This is a genomic window from Streptomyces hokutonensis, assembly GCF_000376565.1.
In the GTDB taxonomy this organism is placed as follows: Bacteria; Actinomycetota; Actinomycetes; order Streptomycetales; family Streptomycetaceae; genus Streptomyces; species Streptomyces hokutonensis.
In genome coordinates this window covers 1-19,852 of the sequence record NZ_BARG01000097.1, presented here as the reverse complement: position 1 = coordinate 19,852, position 19,852 = coordinate 1, and the positions used below count along the sequence as shown (strand labels likewise).

At 71.2% G+C, this 19,852-nt stretch carries 16 protein-coding genes and 1 pseudogene; 11 read left to right on the top strand and 6 right to left on the bottom strand.

Annotation, left to right across the window (positions count from 1 at the left end; all coding sequences use genetic code 11):
- Positions 1-281 (top strand): annotated as a pseudogene (locus SSP08S_RS63965) (hypothetical protein); the annotation flags it as partial.
- Between the two features lie 14 nt (positions 282-295).
- On the opposite strand, the gene SSP08S_RS48170 reads toward SSP08S_RS63965, so the two are convergent.
- Entirely contained in the window at positions 296-808 is a 513-nt protein-coding gene (locus tag SSP08S_RS48170) for a MarR family winged helix-turn-helix transcriptional regulator (RefSeq protein ID WP_019074838.1), read from the bottom strand.
- Positions 809-921: 113 nt separating this feature from the next.
- On the opposite strand from SSP08S_RS48170, the gene SSP08S_RS48165 reads away from it, so the two are divergent.
- On the top strand, positions 922-1,434 hold the full coding sequence (locus tag SSP08S_RS48165; protein WP_019074837.1) for a YceI family protein: 513 nt from the start codon (positions 922-924) through the stop codon (positions 1,432-1,434).
- 7 nt (positions 1,435-1,441) lie between these two features.
- On the opposite strand, the gene SSP08S_RS48160 is transcribed toward SSP08S_RS48165, so the two are convergent.
- Positions 1,442-3,115, bottom strand: coding sequence for a hypothetical protein (locus SSP08S_RS48160; protein WP_019074836.1), 1,674 nt, complete (start codon positions 3,113-3,115; stop codon positions 1,442-1,444).
- A 199-nt stretch (positions 3,116-3,314) separates the two neighbouring features.
- The gene (locus SSP08S_RS48155) at positions 3,315-7,325 is read right to left on the bottom strand and encodes a bifunctional nitrate reductase/sulfite reductase flavoprotein subunit alpha (protein ID WP_026179456.1); all 4,011 of its coding nucleotides are present in this window, start codon (positions 7,323-7,325) and stop codon (positions 3,315-3,317) included.
- 198 nt (positions 7,326-7,523) lie between these two features.
- Here SSP08S_RS48155 and SSP08S_RS48150 point away from each other — a divergent pair, with 198 nt between their 5' ends.
- The 4 genes from SSP08S_RS48150 (at position 7,524) to SSP08S_RS48135 (ending at position 10,337) form a co-directional block, all read left to right on the top strand.
- Positions 7,524-7,919 carry a cell division protein SepF gene (locus SSP08S_RS48150; protein ID WP_019074834.1) on the top strand — a complete coding sequence of 132 codons (396 nt, stop codon included), beginning with the start codon at positions 7,524-7,526 and terminating at the stop codon, positions 7,917-7,919.
- A gap of 92 nt (positions 7,920-8,011) precedes the next feature.
- On the top strand, positions 8,012-9,340 hold the full coding sequence (locus SSP08S_RS48145; protein WP_019074833.1) for an AAA family ATPase: 1,329 nt from the start codon (positions 8,012-8,014) through the stop codon (positions 9,338-9,340).
- A complete protein-coding gene (locus SSP08S_RS48140; protein WP_019074832.1) occupies positions 9,337-9,663 on the top strand; it encodes a nucleotide pyrophosphohydrolase in 327 nt (108 codons plus the stop codon). Before SSP08S_RS48145 ends, SSP08S_RS48140 begins: the two co-directional genes overlap by 4 nt.
- A 200-nt stretch (positions 9,664-9,863) precedes the next feature.
- A complete protein-coding gene (locus SSP08S_RS48135; RefSeq protein ID WP_019074831.1) occupies positions 9,864-10,337 on the top strand; it encodes a DUF6099 family protein in 474 nt (157 codons plus the stop codon).
- Between the two features lie 32 nt (positions 10,338-10,369).
- On the opposite strand, the gene SSP08S_RS62745 is transcribed toward SSP08S_RS48135, so the two are convergent.
- Positions 10,370-10,546 (bottom strand): hypothetical protein, encoded by a 177-nt coding sequence (locus SSP08S_RS62745; RefSeq protein ID WP_019074830.1) that lies wholly within the window; start codon positions 10,544-10,546, stop codon positions 10,370-10,372.
- A gap of 244 nt (positions 10,547-10,790) precedes the next feature.
- Between SSP08S_RS62745 and SSP08S_RS48125 the strand changes: the two genes are divergently transcribed.
- Positions 10,791-11,714 (top strand): LLM class F420-dependent oxidoreductase, encoded by a 924-nt coding sequence (locus SSP08S_RS48125; RefSeq protein ID WP_019074829.1) that lies wholly within the window; start codon positions 10,791-10,793, stop codon positions 11,712-11,714.
- An 81-nt stretch (positions 11,715-11,795) separates the two neighbouring features.
- On the opposite strand, the gene SSP08S_RS48120 is transcribed toward SSP08S_RS48125, so the two are convergent.
- Positions 11,796-13,259: an MFS transporter gene (locus SSP08S_RS48120; RefSeq protein WP_019074828.1), complete on the bottom strand. Its 1,464-nt coding sequence runs from the start codon at positions 13,257-13,259 to the stop codon at positions 11,796-11,798.
- 164 nt (positions 13,260-13,423) lie between these two features.
- Here SSP08S_RS48120 and SSP08S_RS64345 point away from each other — a divergent pair, with 164 nt between their 5' ends.
- Positions 13,424-14,083: a TetR/AcrR family transcriptional regulator gene (locus tag SSP08S_RS64345; protein ID WP_019074827.1), complete on the top strand. Its 660-nt coding sequence runs from the start codon at positions 13,424-13,426 to the stop codon at positions 14,081-14,083.
- Here the strand turns inward: SSP08S_RS64345 and SSP08S_RS48110 are convergent.
- Entirely contained in the window at positions 14,043-14,861 is an 819-nt protein-coding gene (locus SSP08S_RS48110; protein ID WP_369407122.1) for an ArsR/SmtB family transcription factor, read from the bottom strand. The two genes, SSP08S_RS64345 and SSP08S_RS48110, sit on opposite strands and share 41 nt — an antisense overlap.
- Positions 14,862-15,231: 370 nt before the next feature.
- On the opposite strand from SSP08S_RS48110, the gene SSP08S_RS48105 reads away from it, so the two are divergent.
- The 3 genes from SSP08S_RS48105 (at position 15,232) to SSP08S_RS48095 (ending at position 19,752) form a co-directional block, all read left to right on the top strand.
- Positions 15,232-15,645 (top strand): peptidoglycan-binding domain-containing protein, encoded by a 414-nt coding sequence (locus tag SSP08S_RS48105; protein WP_158697325.1) that lies wholly within the window; start codon positions 15,232-15,234, stop codon positions 15,643-15,645.
- A gap of 103 nt (positions 15,646-15,748) precedes the next feature.
- Entirely contained in the window at positions 15,749-17,212 is a 1,464-nt protein-coding gene (locus SSP08S_RS48100) for a 3' terminal RNA ribose 2'-O-methyltransferase Hen1 (protein WP_019074824.1), read from the top strand.
- Positions 17,209-19,752 carry a polynucleotide kinase-phosphatase gene (locus SSP08S_RS48095; RefSeq protein ID WP_019074823.1) on the top strand — a complete coding sequence of 848 codons (2,544 nt, stop codon included), beginning with the start codon at positions 17,209-17,211 and terminating at the stop codon, positions 19,750-19,752. Before SSP08S_RS48100 ends, SSP08S_RS48095 begins: the two co-directional genes overlap by 4 nt.
- Positions 19,753-19,852 lie beyond the last annotated feature (100 nt).

Sequence of the window (19,852 nt, the reverse complement as noted above, 5' to 3'; positions counted from 1 at the left end):
GCCTGCGGCCTGCGGCCTGCGGCCTGCGGCCTGCGGCCTGCGGCCTGCGGCCTGCGGCCTGCGGCCTGCGGCCTGCGCACAGCGAACGCGCTGCGTTCCGCGCGCTCCGGGCCGTCGCCGGACGCCTGGCAGCTCCGCTACGACCGCTGCCGGCGCTCCCCGCCCCACCGCACCGCCCGCGTCCATGGCCGCGGCGCCCCCGCTCCGACCGGGCGCCGCGGCTTCGCCGTCTCGTCCACGCGATCCCCGCTCGCGGGCCGCCCCTGGGGACGGCTGTCGTCTGCCGTCCCTCACCTCATGCCGTCGCCGATGAGTCCTGCGTATCGCCGACCAGGTCCGGCAACAGCGCGCACATCGCCTCGCGTTGGGCCGGGCCGACGAACTGGGTGAGGGCCCGCTTGACCGTCTCGGAGAGGGTCGAGGACGCCTCCGTCAGCAGGCGTCGGGCCTTTTCCGTGAGGGCGACCTCGACGCCGCGCTTGTCCCCGCAGACCGACTTGCGGGTGACCAGGCCCGCGTGCTGGAGGCAGGCGATCTGATACGTCAGCCGGGTCTTGGGGCGGCCGAGCAGTTCGGCGATCCGGGTCATGCGCAGCCCCTCGGGCTGCTCGGCGAGCAGGCACAGCACCAGGAACTCGTCGTGCGAGACGTCGAGGTTCCCCTTCACGACCGAGCGCAGCTCCTGCTCCACCGCGCCGGTCGCCGCCAGCAGCAGCATCCAGGCCCGCAGCTCGGGCGGGAGCAGTCCGCCGCCCTGCGAGGAGGGACATTCGGGCTGGTCGGCAGGGTGCTCAACAGGGTCGGCCATGGTTCCGAGTCTACCCGTTGTCCAAATTTGGAGGAGATGGTTGTTCAGATTTGGATAATGGGCTAGCGTGTGGCTCATTCAAATTTGGACTACTGGAACCAGCGGGAGAGATCATGACCGTCGCCGTCGAAACCGGGGTGTGGCAGCTCGACCAGGCCGCCTCCACCGTGGGCATCAGCCACAAGACGATGTGGGGCCTGGTCAATGTGAAGGGCACCTTCGGCACCGTCACCGGCCAGGGCGAGGTCCGCCCCGACGGGTCCGCGATCGGCACGCTGACCCTGGCCGCCGCCTCCCTGGACACCAAGAACGCCAAGCGCGACAAGCACCTGCGCTCCGCCGACCTCTTCGACGTCGAGAAGTTCCCGGAGATCACCTTCGCGGTGCGCAGCGCCGAGCTGACCGGCGACACCGTGCACGTCGTCGGCCAGCTGACCGTCCACGGCATCAGCCGCCCGCAGACCTTCACCGCCCGGCTCAAGGACGCGAGCGCCGAGGCGCTCACCCTGGACGCCGAATTCACCGTGGACCGCGACCAGTTCGGCCTGGGCTGGAATCAGCTCGGCATGCTGCGCGGCCTGACCACCGTGACCACCACGCTGCGTTTCCTGCGCGCCGCAGCATGACGGACCGTCAACCCGCGGGCTGCAGCCGGACGTCCGAGCTGGACAGCGTCTGCGGGCTCGCGGTGAACGCGCGCACCCGGATCCGGACCGTCTTGTGGGGGAGGACGAACTTCCCCCCGGCCGGCTCGAGTTCGATGCGCTCGGTGCTGTGCGCGGGCAGCGTCGTCGGACCGCCCACCTGGGACCAGAACCTGCTCATGCCCTGACCCGTGGTGAGCATGTAGTGGGGCGAGAGGGCGCTGCCGGACGAGTTGGTGACCTCGACGGTCAGCCGGGTCACGACGGTGGGCGCCGCGCGCCGCACCCCGGCGAGCCTCATGCTCATCGGCGGCGCGCCCGTCGCCGCCACGGCGGCGCTCGCCAGCGCGGGCGTGAGCAGCAGTACGGCCGCCGCGACCCTGGCCCGGCGCCGGTTCGGGCCGGACAGCGCCCGGGGCCGCGGCTGCCACGCGTCCCGGAACTCCGAGAGCGGTGTGGTGACCGCCGCCGCCAGCCACAGCGGGGTCATCATCAGGTAGTAGCCGTCCTGCGAACGCGTCGCCAGATAGAAGGCGCACCAGGGCAGGACGGTCGCCGCCGGGCCGAGCCGCCGTACGAACAGCACGAACACGGCGAGCAGCCCCGCCGCCAGCAGCATGCTCGCGTGGGAGTACCAGTCGAGCCGGTCGCTGCCGTTCGTGAAGTACAGCGAGATGTCCACCAGGCCCTGGCCGTGCACCACCGCGCCCTGGGTCAGCGGCAGCGCGATGCCCGCGATCCAGGTGCCCGGCTCGTGCACGATGAAGTACGTGTTGATCAGCAGCCACACGGTGAGCGCGACCCCGACGATCCGCAGCAGCACCAACGCGGCCTGCCTGGCGCCGAGTTCGCCGCGCCGCACGGCGTAGATCCCGGCGAGCAGGAACGGCGTGAGAAACCAGGGGAGTTGCTGTGCCGCGCAGGCCGCCCCGAGGCACGCGGCCTGGGCGATCCCGGCACGGCCGAGCCGGCCACCCCTGCCGATCCGGGGCCAGCGGACCACCACCGGGATCAGCAGCGCCATGGCCAGGACGGCGGGATAGCCCTGCCGGCCGTAGGTCGGCAGCAGGCCGAGGCCCAGGCACGCGATGGTGGCCGCCGAGCGCCACTGGGTGGGCAGCAGCCGCCACATCAGGACCGCGCCCGCGATGAGCGCACCGGTGGCGACGGCCGTCGCGGGGGCGCCGCCGTGCCCGATCCACAGCAGGGGCGCCGTCAACAGCGTTTCCAGCGGCGGATATCCGTAGGTGTAGTCGTAGCCGCCGGTCACGGTCGGGGTCAGCGCGACGCCACCGGAGTGGAAGAGCCACGGCCAGGGCTGTCCGTAGATCGGGTGCCCGGCGACCAGCTCCTTGGCGGCCTGGGTGGTGAGGACCGCCTCGTCGCCGCCGTTGTGGAACACGGACCACGCCGCCAGCGTCAGCACGACCGCCGTCACCAGCACGGCGAGGTCGATCCGGGCCAACGACCGTGCCCTGCGCACCACCAGGGCCAGCACCCCGCACACCAGGATCGAGACGTAGCAGAGCGACACGGCCGCCGCCACGACGAGCCGGTGGCCGGCGGCCTGCGTCCACACCGGACGGACACCGATGAACAGACTGATGTCGGCGAGCAGGGTGAGGATGCGATGCCACTGCGCGGGAGGTTCCGGGGCGGACACCGCCGACTGTGTCCGCCGACCGGGTGTCACCTGAGGTGTTTCTGCCAAGTGCACGACATAGGAGGCTATTCGGCCCCGGTGAGCGGGGTGTCGCGCATCGTGAAGAGTCGGGTGTGAGGGTGGTAAGAAGTCCGGTTTTGTGGCGGGAAAGCAGCAAAAGCGAACGTCATTGTTCAACTGACCGAAGCCATCGGTTCATTCAGTAAACATCGCGCACATACCGTTTCGCCGCCGCCAGTTGCTTCACGTACGAGGCCGCCTCCGCCTCGTCGAGACCGCCGTGCGCGACCGCGATGTCACGCAGCGCCCGGTCCACGTCCTTCGCCATCCGCGAGGCGTCACCGCACACATAGAAGTGGGCGCCCTCCTGCAGCCAGTGCCACAACTCCGGCCCGTGCTCCCGCATCCGGTCCTGTACGTACACCTTGGCCCGCTGGTCCCGGGAGAAGGCGGTGTCGAGCCGGGCGAGCGTGCCCGCGTCGAGCAACTCGGTGAGTTCCTCCTCGTAGTAGAAGTCCGTCGTGCGGTGCTGCTCGCCGAAGAACAGCCAGTTCGGCGCCGTGTGCCCGAGCGCGCGCCGCTCCTGGAGGAACCCGACGAACGGCGCGACCCCCGTACCCGGCCCGACCATCACCATCGGCGTCCCCGCGTCGGTGGGCGGCCGGAAGTGCGGCGACCGCTGCACGAACACCGGCACCTCCGTGTCCGCCTCGGCGTCGGCGAGGAACGGTGAGCAAACCCCGCCGCGCGGACGGCCATTGAGATTCTCGTAACGGACCACCGACACCGTCAGCGACACGCTGTGCGGGTCGACGAGTGGGCTGGAACTGATCGAGTACAGGCGCGGCTGAAGCTTCTTGAGCACCCCGGCCCAGTCCTCCGCACCCGCCTTCACCGGGTACTCGGCGAGCACGTCCACCGCCTGCCGCCCCCAACTCCACTGCGCGAGCCGGTCCTTGTTGTCGGGCCGCAGAAGCCTGCGCAACTCCCGGTCGTCCCGCGCCCGTTCGGCCACGAAGCGCAGCAGGTCCGGGGTGATGCGGGTGATGTCCAGCTGCCGGTGCAACGCCTCGGCGAAAGGGAACTCGCCAACACCCGCCACCTCTACGACGGTTGAGGCGTCGGCACCGGTGACGGTCAGCCACTCCTCCACCAGGTCCGGTGAGTTGACCGGCCGCACGCCGAGCGCGTCACCGGCCTCGTACGTCAGGTCGGTGCCGCTGGTGTCGAAGGTGAACCGGCGGACCTCCTTGCCCGCGCCGGGGCGGCTCAGCAGCCGGTTGCCGACCAGCCGGGCGAGCGCGGGGGCGGGCTTGGGGGCACGGCGCGGTGATTCCGGGGCTCCGGGCTCGGCGCCCAGGGCCGTGATGACCTGGCCCAGCCACGCGTCCGCCGACGGCTCGAAGTCCGGCTCGCAGTCCGTGCGCGGGGCCAGCCGCACCCCGCCCAACTCGTCGAGCCGCGCGTCCAGTCGGCGCCCGTGCCCGCAGAAGTCGTCGTACGACGAGTCGCCCAGGGCCAGTACCGCGAACCGCACTCCGTCCAGCCGGGGCGCCTGCTCGCCGGCGAGCGCGTCCCAGAAGCCGGAGCCGTTGTCGGGGGCGTCACCGTCGCCGAACGTGCTGGTGATGAAGAGGAGATCGGCGTCGGCCGGAAGCGTGCCGACGTCGGCCTGGTCCATGCCGAGCAGACTCGCCCGGTGTCCGGCCGAGCCGAGACGCTCGGCGGTGGCCGCCGCCAACTCCTCCGCGTTGCCGGTCTGCGAGGCCCACAGCACGACGATCTGCCGCCCCGCTTGCGGCTGTTGTACGGGCGCGGCTGCCGACCTCGAGTACATCCCGGCGAGAACACCGTTGACCCACAAGGCGTGTTCGGTGCTGAAGGGCGCGTCCGGCGGGAGGATCGGCACACCCGGGGCGCCGGACTCGATGCCCGCGAGGAAGCCGGTCAGATAGACGCGTTCCTGCGCGGTGAGGACGGGCGGCGGGGCGGGGGCGAGCCCGAAGGGATTCGCGCCCGGGGTCACGGAGGTCGGCTCAAGTGCCTTCGGCTGATCGTCCGTCGGCGCGCTCGCCACCTTCGCCAGCGACACCGCGCACACCTTGAACTCCGGCTGGAACGACACCGGATCGACCGCGTCGCTCGTCACCGCGTTGACGCTCAGGTACTCGCCGAAGAGGTCGTTCCAGTGGAACGGCGCGAAACAGCCCCCGGGCCGCACCCGGTCGGTCACCACAGCAGGCAGCACCGCCCGCCCCCGACGTGACGCGACCTCCACCGAGTCGCCCTCCGCGATCCCCAACTCCCGCGCGTCCTGCGGATGCAGCTCGACGAAGGGCCCGGGGTTCAGCTTGTTGAGCTTGGCGACCTTGCCGGTCTTCGTGAGCGTGTGCCACTGGTGCTGAAGGCGTCCCGTGTTGAGCACGAACGGGTAGTCGTCGTCGGGCAGTTCGGCGGCCGGCATATGAGGGCGAGCGTGAAACATCGCCCGCCCACTGGCAGTTGGGAACCGCAGCTCACCGCCGCCCAGGTACCGGATGGGATTGCGGTCCGGCCCGTCCTCCTCCGCCGCCGGCCACTGCACCGGCGTGGAGCGCAGCCGCTCGTAGGTCACCCCGCGCAGGTCCCACCCGGTCACCGGGTTGAAGAACTGCCGTATCTCCTCGAAGACTTCCTCGGCGCTGTCGTAGGAGAAGCCCTTCTCGTACCCCATCGCGCACGCCACGGCCGCGATGAGCCGCCAGTCGGACGTGGCCTCGCCGGGCGGGTCGACGACGGGCTGGGCGAGGGTGAGGGTGCGTTCGCTGTTGACGAGGACGCCCTCGGACTCGGTCCACAGCGCGCCGGGGAGGACGACGTCGGCGTAGGCGTTGGTCTCGGTGTCGGTGAAGACGTCCTGGGTGACGACGAACTCGGCCGCTTCCAGACCCTCGATGACGGTGCGCCGGTTGGCGACGGAGGCGACCGGGTTGGTGCAGATGATCCAGCAGGCCTTGATGTCGCCGTCGGCCATCTTCTGGAACATCTCGACGGTGCCCCGGCCGACCCCGTCCGCGCGGAGGGTGTCGGGCGGCAGACCCCACACCTCCTCGGTGAACTCCCGTTCCGCGTCGACCAGTACGGACCGCTGGCCCGGCAACCCCGGTCCCATGTAGCCCATTTCGCGGCCGCCCATCGCGTTCGGCTGGCCGGTGAGGGAGAACGGCCCGCTGCCGGGGCGGCAGATGGCGCCGGTCGCGAGATGCAGGTTGACGAGGGCGTTGGTGTTCCAGGTGCCGTGCGTGGACTGGTTGAGCCCCATCGTCCAGCAGCTCATCCACTCGCCCGCCTCGCCGATCAGCCGGGCCGCCGTACGGATGTCGTCCTCGGCGAGTCCGGTGAGGGCGGCGACCGCGTCCGGCGCGTAGTCGGCCAGGAACTCGGGCAGCGCCTCCCAGCCCTCGGTGTGCGCGGCGATGAACTCCGGGTCGGTGTGCCCGTTCTCGTGCAGCAGGTGCAACAGGCCGTTGAGCAGGGCGAGATCGGTGCCCGGCGCGATCTGGAGGAACAGGTCCGCCTTTGCCGCCGTGGCGGTGCGGCGCGGGTCGACGACGATCAACTTGGCGCCCGCCTTGACCCGTTCCATCATCCGCAGGAAGAGGATCGGATGGCAGTCGGCCATGTTCGAGCCGATGACCAGGAACACGTCCGCCCGCTCGAAGTCCTCGTACGAACCCGGCGGCCCGTCCGCGCCCAGCGACGACTTGTAGCCGGCACCCGCACTCGCCATGCACAGCCGGGAGTTGGACTCGATCTGGTTCGTCCGCACGAACCCCTTGGCCAGCTTGTTCGCCAAGTACTGCGCCTCCAGGCTCATTTGCCCGGAGACGTAGAAGGCGACCGCGTCCGGCCCGTGCTCGTCGACGATCCTGCGCAGCCGGCGCGCGGTCTCGGCGACGGCGTCCGCGACGGGCGCGGGCGTCGGTTCCGCGCCCCGGTCGTCCCGGACCAGCGCGGTGGTCAGCCGGCCCGGCGCGGCGAGCATCTCGGCCGTGGTCGCGCCCTTGGTACAGAGCCGCCCCGCGTTCGCCGGGTGCGCCTTGTCGCCGGACGCCCTGAGGACCGTACGCCTGCCGTCGGGACCCGCCCCGACGTCGAGCAGCATGCCGCAGCCCACACCGCAGTACGAGCAGACCGTTCGCACCTGCTGTGTCCGGAGGCTCGTCGTCATGCCGTAGACGCTACGAATTGCCCGTTACGCCGATGTCACGCGGCTCGATCATGAGGGGTTACGCGCGCTGCACAACCGGCCCGGGGCCGGTGTGAGATGTGCCCGATCTTGTCGCGGAGTGTGTCGCTGTTGGGCCGAACGGGTGACAGTGCGCAACAATTGCCGGATGCAGACTGCCAGCGCGACCCAGGACGGAGCATGCCGGTGAACAGCCACGATGTCACCGACGAACAGTGGGAGGGGCTCGCGCAGGTAGTGCCGCTGCGAGGCCGGGACGCCTGGCCGTCCGCCGTGAGCCACCGGGCCATGCCCGAGGCCGAGACCGAGCCGCGCCGTCGCTTCGTCGTCCTCCGCGTGAACGTGTTCGGGGACGCCCGCGAGGTCGCGGAGACCCTGATGGCGGGCATACCGGTGCTCCTCGACCTGACCGGCGCGGAGGCCGAGGTCGCCAAGCGGGTGCTGGATTTCAGCACGGGTGTCGTCTTCGGCCTGTCGAGCGGGATGACCCGCGTCGACCGGAATGTGTTCCTGCTCACACCGCCTGGGACGGAAGTGCGGGGGCTGATGGAGGGGGCGGGGGTTCCGGGCGTGTGAGCCGCGCGGGGGCGGTGGTGGCGGTCCCTCGATCGTAGGAAGGTCCCCGGGACGGAACGGTTCGCCTCACGGCGGAGGCCTACGGTCCGGATATGGCCCAGTCGCCCCAGTCGTCCGAGTCCTCCCCGCCGTCGGAGTACTCCCGCTCGCCCGAGTTCCCCCGGCCGTCCGAGTCCGTGCCGCCGCAGGGGCGGTCGCCGGAAGCGGCCTCGCCCCGGGCCCGGCCCTCGCCAAAGCCGTCGGCCGGCCTCGCCCCGCCGTCGGTGAACGCCCCCGGTCCGGCGGGCCCCGGCCGCGTCGAGGCCCACCCCGACCGGCCACACCTCACCGAGCTGCGCCTGTCGGCGTTCGCCACCCACCGGGGCGCCGGGTTCCCGCTCGGGCCGCTCACCCTCTTTGCCGGGCCCAGCGGCTGCGGCAAGACGAGCGCGCTGCGGGCGTACGAGGCACTCGCGCGGCTCGGCGGCGGGGGCGAGGTGGGGGACGTCTTCCCGGACCCGGTCGCCTGCGTCCCGGACCGGGCCCGGCCCGACGCCCAGCGCCGGCGCGGCTTCCGCATCGGCTGTACGGCGGACGGACCCGAGGGCCCGGTACGGCTCGATGTCGCCGTCCAGGCCGAGCCCGAACTCCGCATCGTGGGCGAGCGGTTGACGTCCGGCGGGCTGGTCCTCCTGGAGACCGCCCTGCGTGATCCCACCCGCCGCTCGGTGCAGGCCGCCTGGCACACGGCGGGTTCGTCACCGGTCACCCGCGCCCCGCTGCCCGACGACCGGCTCGGCACCGCCCTGCTGCCGTTGCGGGTCGCGGGCAAGACGGACGGGCAGCGACAGGTCCTCGCCGCCGCCGAGCAGATGGTGGTCGCCCTGCGTTCCGTCTTCGCCTGCGACCCGGTGCCCGAGCGGATGCGCGCACCCGTGCCGATCGGCGACGGGCGGCTGCTGCGGGACTGCGCCAACCTCGCCGACGTGCTGTGGCGCACCCGGAGCGAGTGCGGGCGGCGGCACGCCCAACTCGTCGGAGCCGTCCGCGCCGGATGCGCCGGAGTCGTCGCGGACGTGCTCGCGGAACCGCTGGGCGACGGCACCGTCAGGGCCGTGCTCGACCGGGGCGACCGCGGGCGCACCGGCTTCGGACGGCTCGGCGACGGTGAACTCCGTTACGCCGCCCTCGCGTTGGTGCTTCTCACCGGCCCCGGCGTGCTGGAGGTGGACCCGCCCGGCGAGGTCCCGGCCGCGATGCAGACCCTCACCGTCCTCGCCGACGGCCTCGACCGGTCGCTGGACGTACGGCAGCGGGCCGAACTGCTGCGGCTCGCCGCCCGGATGTGCGAGCGCGGGCACATCCGGCTGGTCGGCGCGGTGAGCGACGCGTCCTGGGCCGACCGGGTCGAGGGGGTCACGGTGGTACACCTGGAGCCGTGACAGAACATCTCGACGTGGCGAAATTGCAGCGCAGACTGGCCGAGTTCGCCGCCGCACGGAACTGGCAGCCCTATCACACCCCCAAGAACCTCGCCTCCGCGCTCAGCGTGGAGGCCTCCGAACTGGTCGAGATCTTCCAGTGGCTGACCCCCGAGGAGTCCGCGCGGGTCATGGACGACCCGGACAGCGCGCACCGGGTGCGGGACGAAGTCGCCGACGTACTCGCCTACTTGCTGCAGCTGTGCGAGGTGCTCGGCGTCGACCCGCTCGCCGCGCTGGAGGCGAAGATCGACCGGAACGAGGACCGCTTCCCCCGGCCGTGACGGCCGTAATGGACAAGTTGGGGGAGTCGGCGCGTCCATTTTCACTCTCCGGAGTCATTCATCTGTCCGCAACCGATTTGTTGTCCACAGATTTCCGCCTTCCTCTGGCTTTTCGTCTCAGTGACTCTCACTCTGGGTAGTGGACAAGTGAGTTCGGGCGGACGTGCGAACAGCACGGCGGGATATGACGGGGGCAGTGCATGGACGCGATGCGGCTCATCGTGACGAGCAGGCGTGCCCTGGCCGGAAGCGGGGACGTGCCGCAGACCATGACCGAGGTGTGGCAGGCACAGGCCCTCGCCCAGGCGATCGGCAGCCGCCTCGCGGTCTTCGGTCCGCCCGAACTGCGGGGTGAGGCACTGGGGTTGACCGAGCTGGCGGGCCGGGGCTGCGGCGTCCTCGACACCCCGGTGCTGCCCATAGAGGACTTACGGGCCGCGCAGCTCACGGAGTTGGGCGACGCCCGGCTCGCTCTCCTCTGCCTGGGCGGTCTGCTCGGCGAGGTCGGCATCGCCCTGGTCGGCATCGCCTGCGCGGCGGACGACGAGGGCACGTACTGGCAGTGCATGGAGGCGATCGACGCGGCCGACGAGTCGCGGGACCGGGTCCTGGAGATGCTGCGAAGACTGGCGGACCGGGAGCGGGCGGAGATACCGGAGCGGGAGGCGGGGTGAGAGAGACGTCCGCCTCCGGCGCCGCAGCAGCGTCAGACGGTCGCGCCGCCCTCCTCGGCGGACACCGGCCCCGTGCTTCCGGCCGACTGCAGATCCGCGTCGAGGGCGGACAGGTCCGCGTTCAGTGACGCCATCAGCTCCTCCATCTGCTGCAGCAACCCCTTCGGTTGCGCAGGCCCGCCCTGCTGTGGCACGGCTTCTTCGGACATGACGGCCTCCTCGGCCCGTGGCCTCCGAGAGCGGAGGCCGATGCGGGTGACGCCCCGACGTCGCCTTGCCGGTGCGGGAATCCGGGCGGTCCGGTTCCGCCCGAGCCAACGATCATCACCGGGGCGGGTCACTGGCACGGGCAGTCCCCGTGCGCACGGTTGACGTAATTTCACCCGACCGGGCAGGAGTGGGGCCGCAGGGACCGGTGGGGTTGACCGGCACTCCGGCGTGCAGGATGGAGGCATGGATCTTCGCATCTTCACCGAGCCCCAGCAGGGGGCCACCTACGACACCTTGCTCGCCGTGGCCAAGGCCACCGAGGACCTGGGCTTCGACGCCTTTTTCCGGTCTGATCACTTTCTGAGCATGGGCTCGGGTGACGGCCTCCCCGGCCCCACCGACGCCTGGCTCACCCTGGCCGGCCTCGCCCGCGAGACCAGTCGCATCCGCCTCGGCACCCTGATGACGGCCGGCACCTTCCGCCTCCCCGGCGTTCTCGCCATCCAGGTCGCGCAGGTCGACCAGATGTCGGGCGGCCGGGTCGAACTCGGCCTGGGCGCGGGCTGGTTCGAGCAGGAGCACAAGGCGTACGGCATCCCCTTCCCCAAGGAGAAGTTCGCCCGCCTGGAGGAGCAGCTGGCGATCGTCACCGGCCTCTGGGAGACCAAGCCCGGCGACACCTTCGACTTCCACGGCACGTACTACGACCTGACCGACTCGCCCGCGCTGCCCAAGCCCGCGCAGTCCAGGATCCCCGTGCTGATCGGCGGCCACGGCGCGAGCCGTACCCCGAAGCTGGCCGCGAAGTACGCCGACGAGTTCAACATCCCGTTCGCCTCGATCGAGGACAGCGAGCGGCAGTTCGGCCGGGTCCGTGCCGCCGCCGAGGCGGCCGGCCGCAAGGCCGACGACCTGATCTACTCCAACGCCCTCGTCGTCTGTGTCGGCAAGGACGACCAGGAGGTCGCCCGCCGCGCCGCCGTGATCGGCCGCGAGGTCGACGAACTCAAGGCCAACGGCCTGGCGGGCTCCCCGTCCGAGGTCGTCGACAAGATCGGCCGCTACGCCGAGACCGGCTCCCGGCGCATCTACCTCCAGGTCCTCGACCTCGACGACCTGGACCACCTGGAGCTGATCTCGTCCCAGGTGCAGTCGCAGCTGTCGTAGCACCGCGAGGGCGGGGGCGGGGTACCCCCTCCAAAAAGGTGTGTCACTTTCAGTGCGAAGTGACACACCTTTTCGGAACCCCTACCTCGCCCCCGCCCCGGCGGAAGCCGCCGCCGGCACTCCCGCGCCGACGGTCGGCCGCCGGCCCGGGAGGAACGCGGCCAGGGCCAGGGCCGCCAGGGCAGCCGCCGAACCGATGCCCATGATCACGCGGAAACCGTTGTGCGAGGGGACCGTCAGCGAGCCGAACGTCGTCGTCATGTGCGCCAGTACGACTCCGGCGACGGCGCTGGAGGCGGACGTACCGATGGAGCGCATCAGGCTGTTGAGGCTGTTCGCGGCGGCCGTCTCGGACAGCGGCACGGCCCCCATGATGAGCGCGGGCATCGCGCCGTAGGCGAAACCGACCCCGGCGGAGATCACACAGCACACCACGACGACCTGCCAGACCGCGGACAGCATGACGACCCCCAGGCCGTAACCGGCCGCCACGACGAACGCGCCCAGCATGAGGGTGACCCGGGGTCCGGCCGCCGCCGAGATCCGGGCGGACAGCGGTGCCGTGGCCATCATCACCAGGCCGGAGGGGCCGAGCGTGAGGCCCGCCGCGAGCACGGACTGGCCGAGTCCGTAGCCGGTGAGGGTGGGCAGTTGGAGCAGTTGTGGCACGGCCAGCGACATGGCGAACATGGCGAAGCCGAACACCACGGACGCGAGGTTGGTCAGCAGCACCTGGCGCCGCGCGCTGGTGCGCAGATCGACCAGCGGCCGGTCGGTGCGCAACTCCCACCAGCCCCACACCAGCAGCACCACGACGGCCACGACGAACAGTCCGGTCGTCGTCCCGCTGCCCCAGCCCCAGTCCGCCCCCTTGGAGACGGCGAGCAGCAGACACACCAGACCGATCGACATCCCCACACCGCCCACGACGTCGAACCGGCCGCCGCTGCGCACCGCCGACTCCGGTACGAGCGCCACGACGAGCGCGGTCACCACGGCACCGAGCACCGCCGCCGTCCAGAACAGCACATGCCAGTCCGCCTTTTCGGCGATGAACGCGGCCGTCGGCAGCCCCAGCGCACCGCCCACCCCCAGCGACGCGCTCATCAGCGCGGTCGCCGATCCCAGCCGCTCGGGCGGGAGTTCGTCGCGCATGATGCTGATGCCGAGCGGGATGACCGCCATCGAGAAGCCCTGGAGCGCCCGTCCGACGATCATCGGCGCGAGCGAGTCGCTGAGCGCGCCGACCACCGAACCCGCTATCAGCAGCACGAGGTTGAGCAGCAGCATCCGACGCTTGCCGTACATGTCCCCGAGCCGCCCCACCACCGGGTTGGCGACGGCACCGGCCAGCAGGGTCGCGGTGATCGCCCAAGTGGCGTCGGACGGCGAGGAGTTCAGCAGCTTCGGCAGTTCGGGCACGATCGGGATGATCAGTGTCTGCATCAGCGAGACGGTGATCCCACCGAGGGCCAGGACCCAGACGACGGCGCCGGAGCGCCCGGCCCCTTCGACGGGTGGGGTGGGGACGGCGGACGCGGACATGGCGAAGCCTCCGGCTGATGCGTACGACAGGGGGCCGAACGAAACGAGTCTGGCATGTTTTTCGTACGCCATACGCAAAATAATGGGAGCCGGGCCCGGAAAGTGCCGGAGCGGTAGCCTTCCCCTGTCCGGGCACGGCTGCCGCGGACGGAGAGGCGCAACGGATGACGCAGGTGGCGACGGGTTCCGGCCGCCGGGGCAGGGGGCGCCCGCCCCGGCTGTCACGGGAGCGGATCGTCGAGGGCGCCGTCGAGGTACTGCTCGCCGAACCGGCCGTCTCCCTCACCATCAAGCGGGTCGCCGACGTCGTCGGCGCCGCCCCCATGGCCCTCTACCGCTACTTCCCGGACCGCGACGCCCTCCTCCAGGCCGCCGCCGACCACGTCCTGGAGGCCATGCGCCGCGACCCCATCCCCGAGGGCCCCTGGCCCGACCGGCTCCGCGCCTGGATGCGCGCCGGGCAGGCCAACCTCCGCCCCTACCCCCAGCTCATGCCGTACATGACGACGACCCGGCACCCCGCCTGGACCCCCGGCCTGACCCGGCTGCGCGAGATCCTCCTCCCGGCCGGCCTCTCCGCCGAGGACCTGGCCCTCGCCGTCGCCCTCATCTCCTCCACGCTGCTCGGCAACGCCGTCTACGAGGGCTACCGCAGACCCGACGACGAGATGACCGCCCTCCTCGACGACGCCCCCGCCCCCACGACCGACCTCCTCCGCCCCCTCCTCGCCGACCTCCCGGCCGCCCACGCCCGCCTCTTCGACACGATCCTGGAGCAGACGGTCACGACGGTGGAACGGCTGGCTGAAAGGCCCGCGCGCTAGGCGAGTCGGGGGCGGGCCGCTTCCCCTGCTCGGCCTGGTTCGGGCCGCGCAGCAGGGCCGACCCCAGGGGGGTGATGGTGTGCAGCACCCGGGGGCCGCGGCGGTGACTGCTGATCAGGCCGGCATTCCGGAGGGCCGTGGTGTGCTGGCTCGCCGCCGCCGGGGAGACGCCGCAGGAGCGGGCCAGTTCGCCGGTCGTGGCCCCGGCGACCGTGAGGCGCAGGATCAGGGCCCGGGTGCGCCCCAGCAGGACACTGAGCGGTGCGGTGGAGGAGCACAGGCCGGGGGAGTCCAGCGTCTCCCGGTGCGGCGAGTAGACCAGAACCTGGGGGAGTGCGGGGTCGCCCTGGGCCACGGGCGCACCCCAGCAGAAGTAGGACGGCACCAGCAGCAACCCGCGGCCCGCCAGATACAGGTCGCGATCCTCGACCGGATAGGTCACGTGCAGGACGGGCGGCACCCAGCGCATGTGCGGCCCGAGACCGGCCAGCAGTCCGTCCGCGCCGCCGTGCAGCATGGCCTTGCCCAGGGCGGCGTGCTCGGTGTCCAGGCAGGTTCGGGAGTAGTCGCGGTACGGCGCGATGGCGGTGTCGTAGTACAGGCGCAGGCCCTCCCCGACGTCCTCGCGCATCCGGCGTTCGGTCAGGCGCGACGCCCACTGCGGAGCGGCCGCCTGTGCGGCGAAACGTCGGACCTCTTCCTCTATTCGCGCGGGTGGTGTTTCGACGATCGCGGTGATTCCCTCGGCCAGTCCGCCTTGCGCTTCGGATGGATTCAAGAAATCGGGATAGTAGGTTCCTTTTTTGAAAAGGGGTAGCAGGAGTTCCCTGACCATTCGGTCCAGATCTTTGTCGACCAGCCGCTTTTGTGCGTCGCGGAACCAGTCGGTGTACGCCCAGCGTCCTTCCGAGGTCTGGAGACGGTGCAGGCTGAGTGCGATTTCCCACAGTGGATCCTGCACTGTGGCCATTCTGGTCCGGGCCAGATCGGCATCCGTGAAATGAATGCGGAGCGTGGTATTCACCCCCCTGGATGACCTCCGATTGGATCCCCATTAAGGCACTGCTTAAAAGTGTAGCTCCGTATGCGTGGCGATGGCAGCGTTGCGTCGACGCTGCTAAACAGACTGTTGAACAGGGGGATTGGGGATGTCTTTCAGGACGCAAGTGGCGGCAGCCGTCACGGCCGCGTTCATTGTCGCGGGACTCCACTTGGACGGCGCCGGGCCGAGTGTGACGGGCTCGGCCACCGTCACCGTGTCCGCTGTGCCGAACGCCCGGGTGTCGTGCGGTGACTACAGCGGTGGGGCACTCACCCGCGAGGGCGACACGGGGTCCCGCGTGCGTGAGGTGCGGTGCCTCCTGGCCTACCGGGGCTGGGGCGTGGCCGGCGCGGACGACCGCTACGGAAGCGGCGTCACCGCGGCCGTACGCGCCTTCCAGGCCTGGGACGACCTTCGAGGCTGTGCCATCTCCCTCAAGGCGGACGGAATCGTCGGACCGAGCACATGGGCCGCGCTGCGCTCCGGCGACGGATGCCCGCGGACCGGGGAAAATGCCTGAGTACGTCAGGGATGTTCGCTGTACGTTGGGCGGGCGCCCCGAGTTCAGTGGTGGGGCGCTTGCCCAGCTCAGAGGCTCAGTAGACGTTTCGAGGCAGACCCACGTGTTCCTGACGATCAGTACCACCGGCACCCCCGAACTCCCCGCCACCGACCTCGGGTTCCTGCTGCACAAGCATCCCGAGAAGGCGCAGGCGTTCTCCACGTCCTACGGCCAGGCGTACGTCCTCTACCCAGAGGCGGATGCCGGGCGCTGCACGGCGGCGCTGTTGCTGGAGGTCGACGCGGTGGCACTGGTCCGGCGCGGCAAGGGCAAGGGACGCGGCGGAGCGCCCGACGCGGCGCTCGCGCAGTACGTCAACGACCGTCCGTACGCGGCCTCTTCGCTGCTCGCCGTCGCCCTCAGCGCGGTCTTCTCCAGCGCCATGCGCGGCGTGTGCAACGCCCGCCCCGAGCGCGCCGCCCGGCCACTGCCGCTGCGCATCGAGGTACCCGCGCTGCCCGCCAGGGGCGGAACCGACCTCGTACAGAAGCTCTTCGCTCCCCTCGGCTGGACGGTCACCGCCCAACCGGTCGCGCTGGACGCCGAGTTCCCCGAGTGGGGCGACTCGCGGTACGTGAGCCTCGTACTGGAATCGGAGACGCTGACCCTCGCCGAGGCGCTGCGCCACCTGTACGTCCTGCTCCCGGTCCTCGACGACGCCAAGCACTACTGGGTGGCCCCCGACGAGGTCGACAAACTGCTGCGCGCCGGTGAGGGCTGGCTGCCCGCGCACCCGGAGCAGAAGCTCATCACCAGCCGCTATCTGTCGCGCCGTTGGTCCCTCACCCGGGAGGCCATGGAGCGACTGGAACTGGTACGGCTCGCCGAGGCGGACGACAGCGAGGTCGAGGAGATCGACAACGCCGTCGAGCCGGAGACCGAGACCGAGGAGAAGCCGACCCCGCTCGCCGTGCAGCGCCGGGACGCCATCGTCGAGGCGCTCAAGGCGTCCGGCGCCGGCCGCGTGCTCGATCTCGGCTGCGGGCAGGGCCAGTTGGTGCAGGCACTGCTCAAGGACACCCGGTTCACGGAGATCGTCGGCACCGACGTGTCGATGCGCGCGCTCACCATCGCGGGCCGCCGCCTCAAGCTCGACCGCATGGGGGAGCGGCAGTCCTCGCGCGTCCAGCTCTTCCAGAGCTCGCTCGCCTACACCGACAACCGCCTCAAGGGGTACGACGCCGCCGTGCTCAGCGAGGTGATCGAGCACCTCGACCTGCCCCGGCTGCCGGCGCTGGAGTACGCGGTGTTCGGCGCCGCCCGCCCCAGGACGGTCGTCGTCACCACCCCGAACGTCGAGTACAACGTCCGCTGGGAGACCCTCCCGGCCGGACACGTCCGGCACGGCGACCACCGCTTCGAGTGGACGCGCGCCGAGTTCGGGGAGTGGGCGGCGAAAGTAGCCCAACGGCACGGCTACGAGGTCGAGTTCGTACCGGTCGGACCCGACGACCCCGAGGTGGGCCCGCCCACCCAGATGGCGGTCTTCAAGCAGGTAACCACGAAGGAGGCGAAGGCGGCATGACCGAGACACAGCACAAGGGGCGCGTCCTGCCCGTGACCGACCTCTCCCTCGTGGTCCTGATCGGCGCCTCCGGCTCCGGCAAGTCCACCTTCGCGCACCGCCACTTCAAGCCGACCGAGGTCATCTCCTCGGACTTCTGCCGGGGCCTGGTCTCCGACGACGAGAACGACCAGAGCGCCACCCGGGACGCCTTCGACGTCCTGCACTACATCGCGGGCAAGCGCCTCGCCGCCGGCCGCCGCACGGTCGTCGACGCGACCAGCGTGCAGCAGGACAGCCGACGCCAACTGATCGACCTGGCACGGCAGTACGACGTCCTGCCCATCGCCATCGTGCTCGACGTACCGGAGGAGGTGTGCGCCGAGCGCAACGCCACGCGCTCCGACCGCGCCGACATGCCGCGCCGGGTGATCACCCGGCACACCCGCGAACTCCGGCGCTCCCTGCGGGGCTTGGAGCGCGAGGGCTTCCGCAAGGTGCACGTCCTGCGCGGAGTCGAGGACATCGAGAACGCCACGATCGTCACCGAGAAGCGCTTCAACGACCTGACCCACCTCACCGGCCCCTTCGACATCATCGGCGACATCCACGGCTGCGCCGCCGAACTGGAGACCCTGCTCGGCAAGTTGGGCTACGACGACGGTGTCCACCCGGCCGGCCGTACGGCCGTCTTCGTCGGCGACCTCGTCGACCGCGGCCCCGACTCGCCCGGCGTGCTGCGCCGCGTGATGTCCATGGTCGGGTCGGGCAACGCGCTGTGCGTACCGGGCAACCACGAGAACAAGTACGGCCGTTACCTCAAGGGCCGCAAGGTCCAGCACACCCACGGCCTCGCCGAGACCATCGAGCAGATGGAGGAGGAGACCGAGGAATTCCACGCCCAGGTGAGGGAGTTCATCGACGGACTCGTCAGCCACTACGTCCTCGACGGCGGCCGACTGGTCGTCTGCCACGCCGGCCTGCCCGAGAAGTACCACGGCCGCACCTCCGGCCGGGTCCGCTCGCACGCGCTGTACGGCGACACGACCGGCGAGACCGACGAGTTCGGCCTGCCGGTGCGCTACCCGTGGGCCGAGGACTACCGGGGCCGCGCGGCCGTCGTCTACGGCCACACCCCGGTCCCCGAGGCCACCTGGCTCAACAACACCATCTGCCTCGACACGGGCGCCGTCTTCGGCGGCAAGCTCACCGCCCTGCGCTGGCCGGAGCGGGAGCTGGTCGACGTACCGGCCGAGCAGGTCTGGTACGAGCCGACGCGCCCGCTGCGCTCGGAGGCACCCGGCGGTCACGACGGCCGCCCGCTCGACCTGGCGGACGTGCACGGCCGCCGGGTGGTGGAGACCCGGCACGCGGGCCGGGTGTCGGTCCGCGAGGAGAACGCGGCGGCGGCCCTGGAGGTCATGAGCCGCTTCGCGGTCGACCCGCGCCTGCTGCCGTACCTGCCGCCGACGATGGCGCCGACGGCGACCTCGCATGTCGACGGCTACCTGGAGCACCCGGCGGAGGCGTTCGCGCAGTACGCCGAGGACGGGGTCGCGCGGGTCGTGTGCGAGGAGAAGCACATGGGCTCGCGGGCGGTGGCGCTGGTGTGCCGGGACGCGGAGACGGCGCGGAAGCGGTTCGGTGTCGACGGTCCGACGGGCTCTCTCTACACCCGCACGGGCCGCCCCTTCTTCGATGACGCCTCCGTGACCGAGGAGATCCTCGGCCGACTGCGGGCGGCGCTGGACGCGGCAGACCTCTGGGTGGCTCTCGACACCGACTGGGTGCTGCTGGACGCGGAGTTGATGCCGTGGTCGCTGAAGGCGTCCGGGCTGCTGCGCGGTCAGTACGCGGCGGTCGGCGCGGCGGCCGGGGCGGTGTTCCCGGGTGCGCTGGCCGCGCTGGAAGGCGCCGCGGGCCGTGGCGTGGACGTGGCCGAGCTGTTGGCCCGGCAGCGTGAACGGGCCGCCGACGCCTCGGCGTTCACGGACGCGTACCGCCGCTACTGCTGGTCGACCGACGGCCTCGACGGTGTCCGCCTGGCCCCGTTCCAGCTCCTCGCGGTCCAGGGCCGCAGCCTCGCCGCACTCCCGCACGACGAACAACTCGCCTTGCTGGACCGGCTGGTGGAACACGACAGTACGGGTCTACTGCAGACCACCCGCCGCCTCTACGTCGACACCGGCGACCCCGAGTCGATCCGGGCGGGCGTCGACTGGTGGCTGGAGATGACCGGCCGGGGCGGCGAGGGCATGGTCGTCAAGCCGGTGGGCGCGGTGGTACGCGGTGAGTCGGGCCGACTGGTCCAGCCCGGCATCAAGTGCCGTGGCCGCGAATACCTGCGGATCATCTACGGCCCGGAATACACCCGCCCCGACAACCTCACCCGCCTGCGCGGCCGCTTCCTCAACCACAAGCGCTCCCTCGCGATCCGGGAGTACGCACTCGGTCTCGAGGCCCTCGACCGGCTGGCGGAGGGCGAGCCGCTGTGGCGCGTCCACGAGGCGGTGTTCGGGGTACTGGCACTGGAGTCGGAGCCGGTGGACCCGCGTCTGTAGCCGCCGCTGGGGACTCCGCCCCCAGACCCCCGTTTCCCACCCACCCGACTCGGCCGTTTTGACGGTCGCCCTTTAAGGGGCAGCAAACGGGTGGGTGGGT

Excerpts from the sequence above, each read along its gene's own strand:
- SSP08S_RS48170 (WP_019074838.1), bottom strand. The coding sequence starts at position 808 with ATGGCCGACCCTGTTGAGCACCCTGCCGACCAGCCCGAATGTCCCTCC.
- SSP08S_RS48165 (WP_019074837.1), top strand. The coding sequence starts at position 922 with ATGACCGTCGCCGTCGAAACCGGGGTGTGGCAGCTCGACCAGGCCGCC.
- SSP08S_RS48155 (WP_026179456.1), bottom strand. The coding sequence starts at position 7,325 with ATGACGACGAGCCTCCGGACACAGCAGGTGCGAACGGTCTGCTCGTAC.
- SSP08S_RS48150 (WP_019074834.1), top strand. The coding sequence starts at position 7,524 with ATGCCGGTGAACAGCCACGATGTCACCGACGAACAGTGGGAGGGGCTC.
- SSP08S_RS48145 (WP_019074833.1), top strand. The coding sequence starts at position 8,012 with ATGGCCCAGTCGCCCCAGTCGTCCGAGTCCTCCCCGCCGTCGGAGTAC.
- SSP08S_RS48135 (WP_019074831.1), top strand. The coding sequence starts at position 9,864 with ATGGACGCGATGCGGCTCATCGTGACGAGCAGGCGTGCCCTGGCCGGA.
- SSP08S_RS62745 (WP_019074830.1), bottom strand. The coding sequence starts at position 10,546 with ATGTCCGAAGAAGCCGTGCCACAGCAGGGCGGGCCTGCGCAACCGAAG.
- SSP08S_RS48125 (WP_019074829.1), top strand. The coding sequence starts at position 10,791 with ATGGATCTTCGCATCTTCACCGAGCCCCAGCAGGGGGCCACCTACGAC.
- SSP08S_RS48120 (WP_019074828.1), bottom strand. The coding sequence starts at position 13,259 with ATGTCCGCGTCCGCCGTCCCCACCCCACCCGTCGAAGGGGCCGGGCGC.
- SSP08S_RS64345 (WP_019074827.1), top strand. The coding sequence starts at position 13,424 with ATGACGCAGGTGGCGACGGGTTCCGGCCGCCGGGGCAGGGGGCGCCCG.
- SSP08S_RS48105 (WP_158697325.1), top strand. The coding sequence starts at position 15,232 with ATGTCTTTCAGGACGCAAGTGGCGGCAGCCGTCACGGCCGCGTTCATT.
- SSP08S_RS48095 (WP_019074823.1), top strand. The coding sequence starts at position 17,209 with ATGACCGAGACACAGCACAAGGGGCGCGTCCTGCCCGTGACCGACCTC.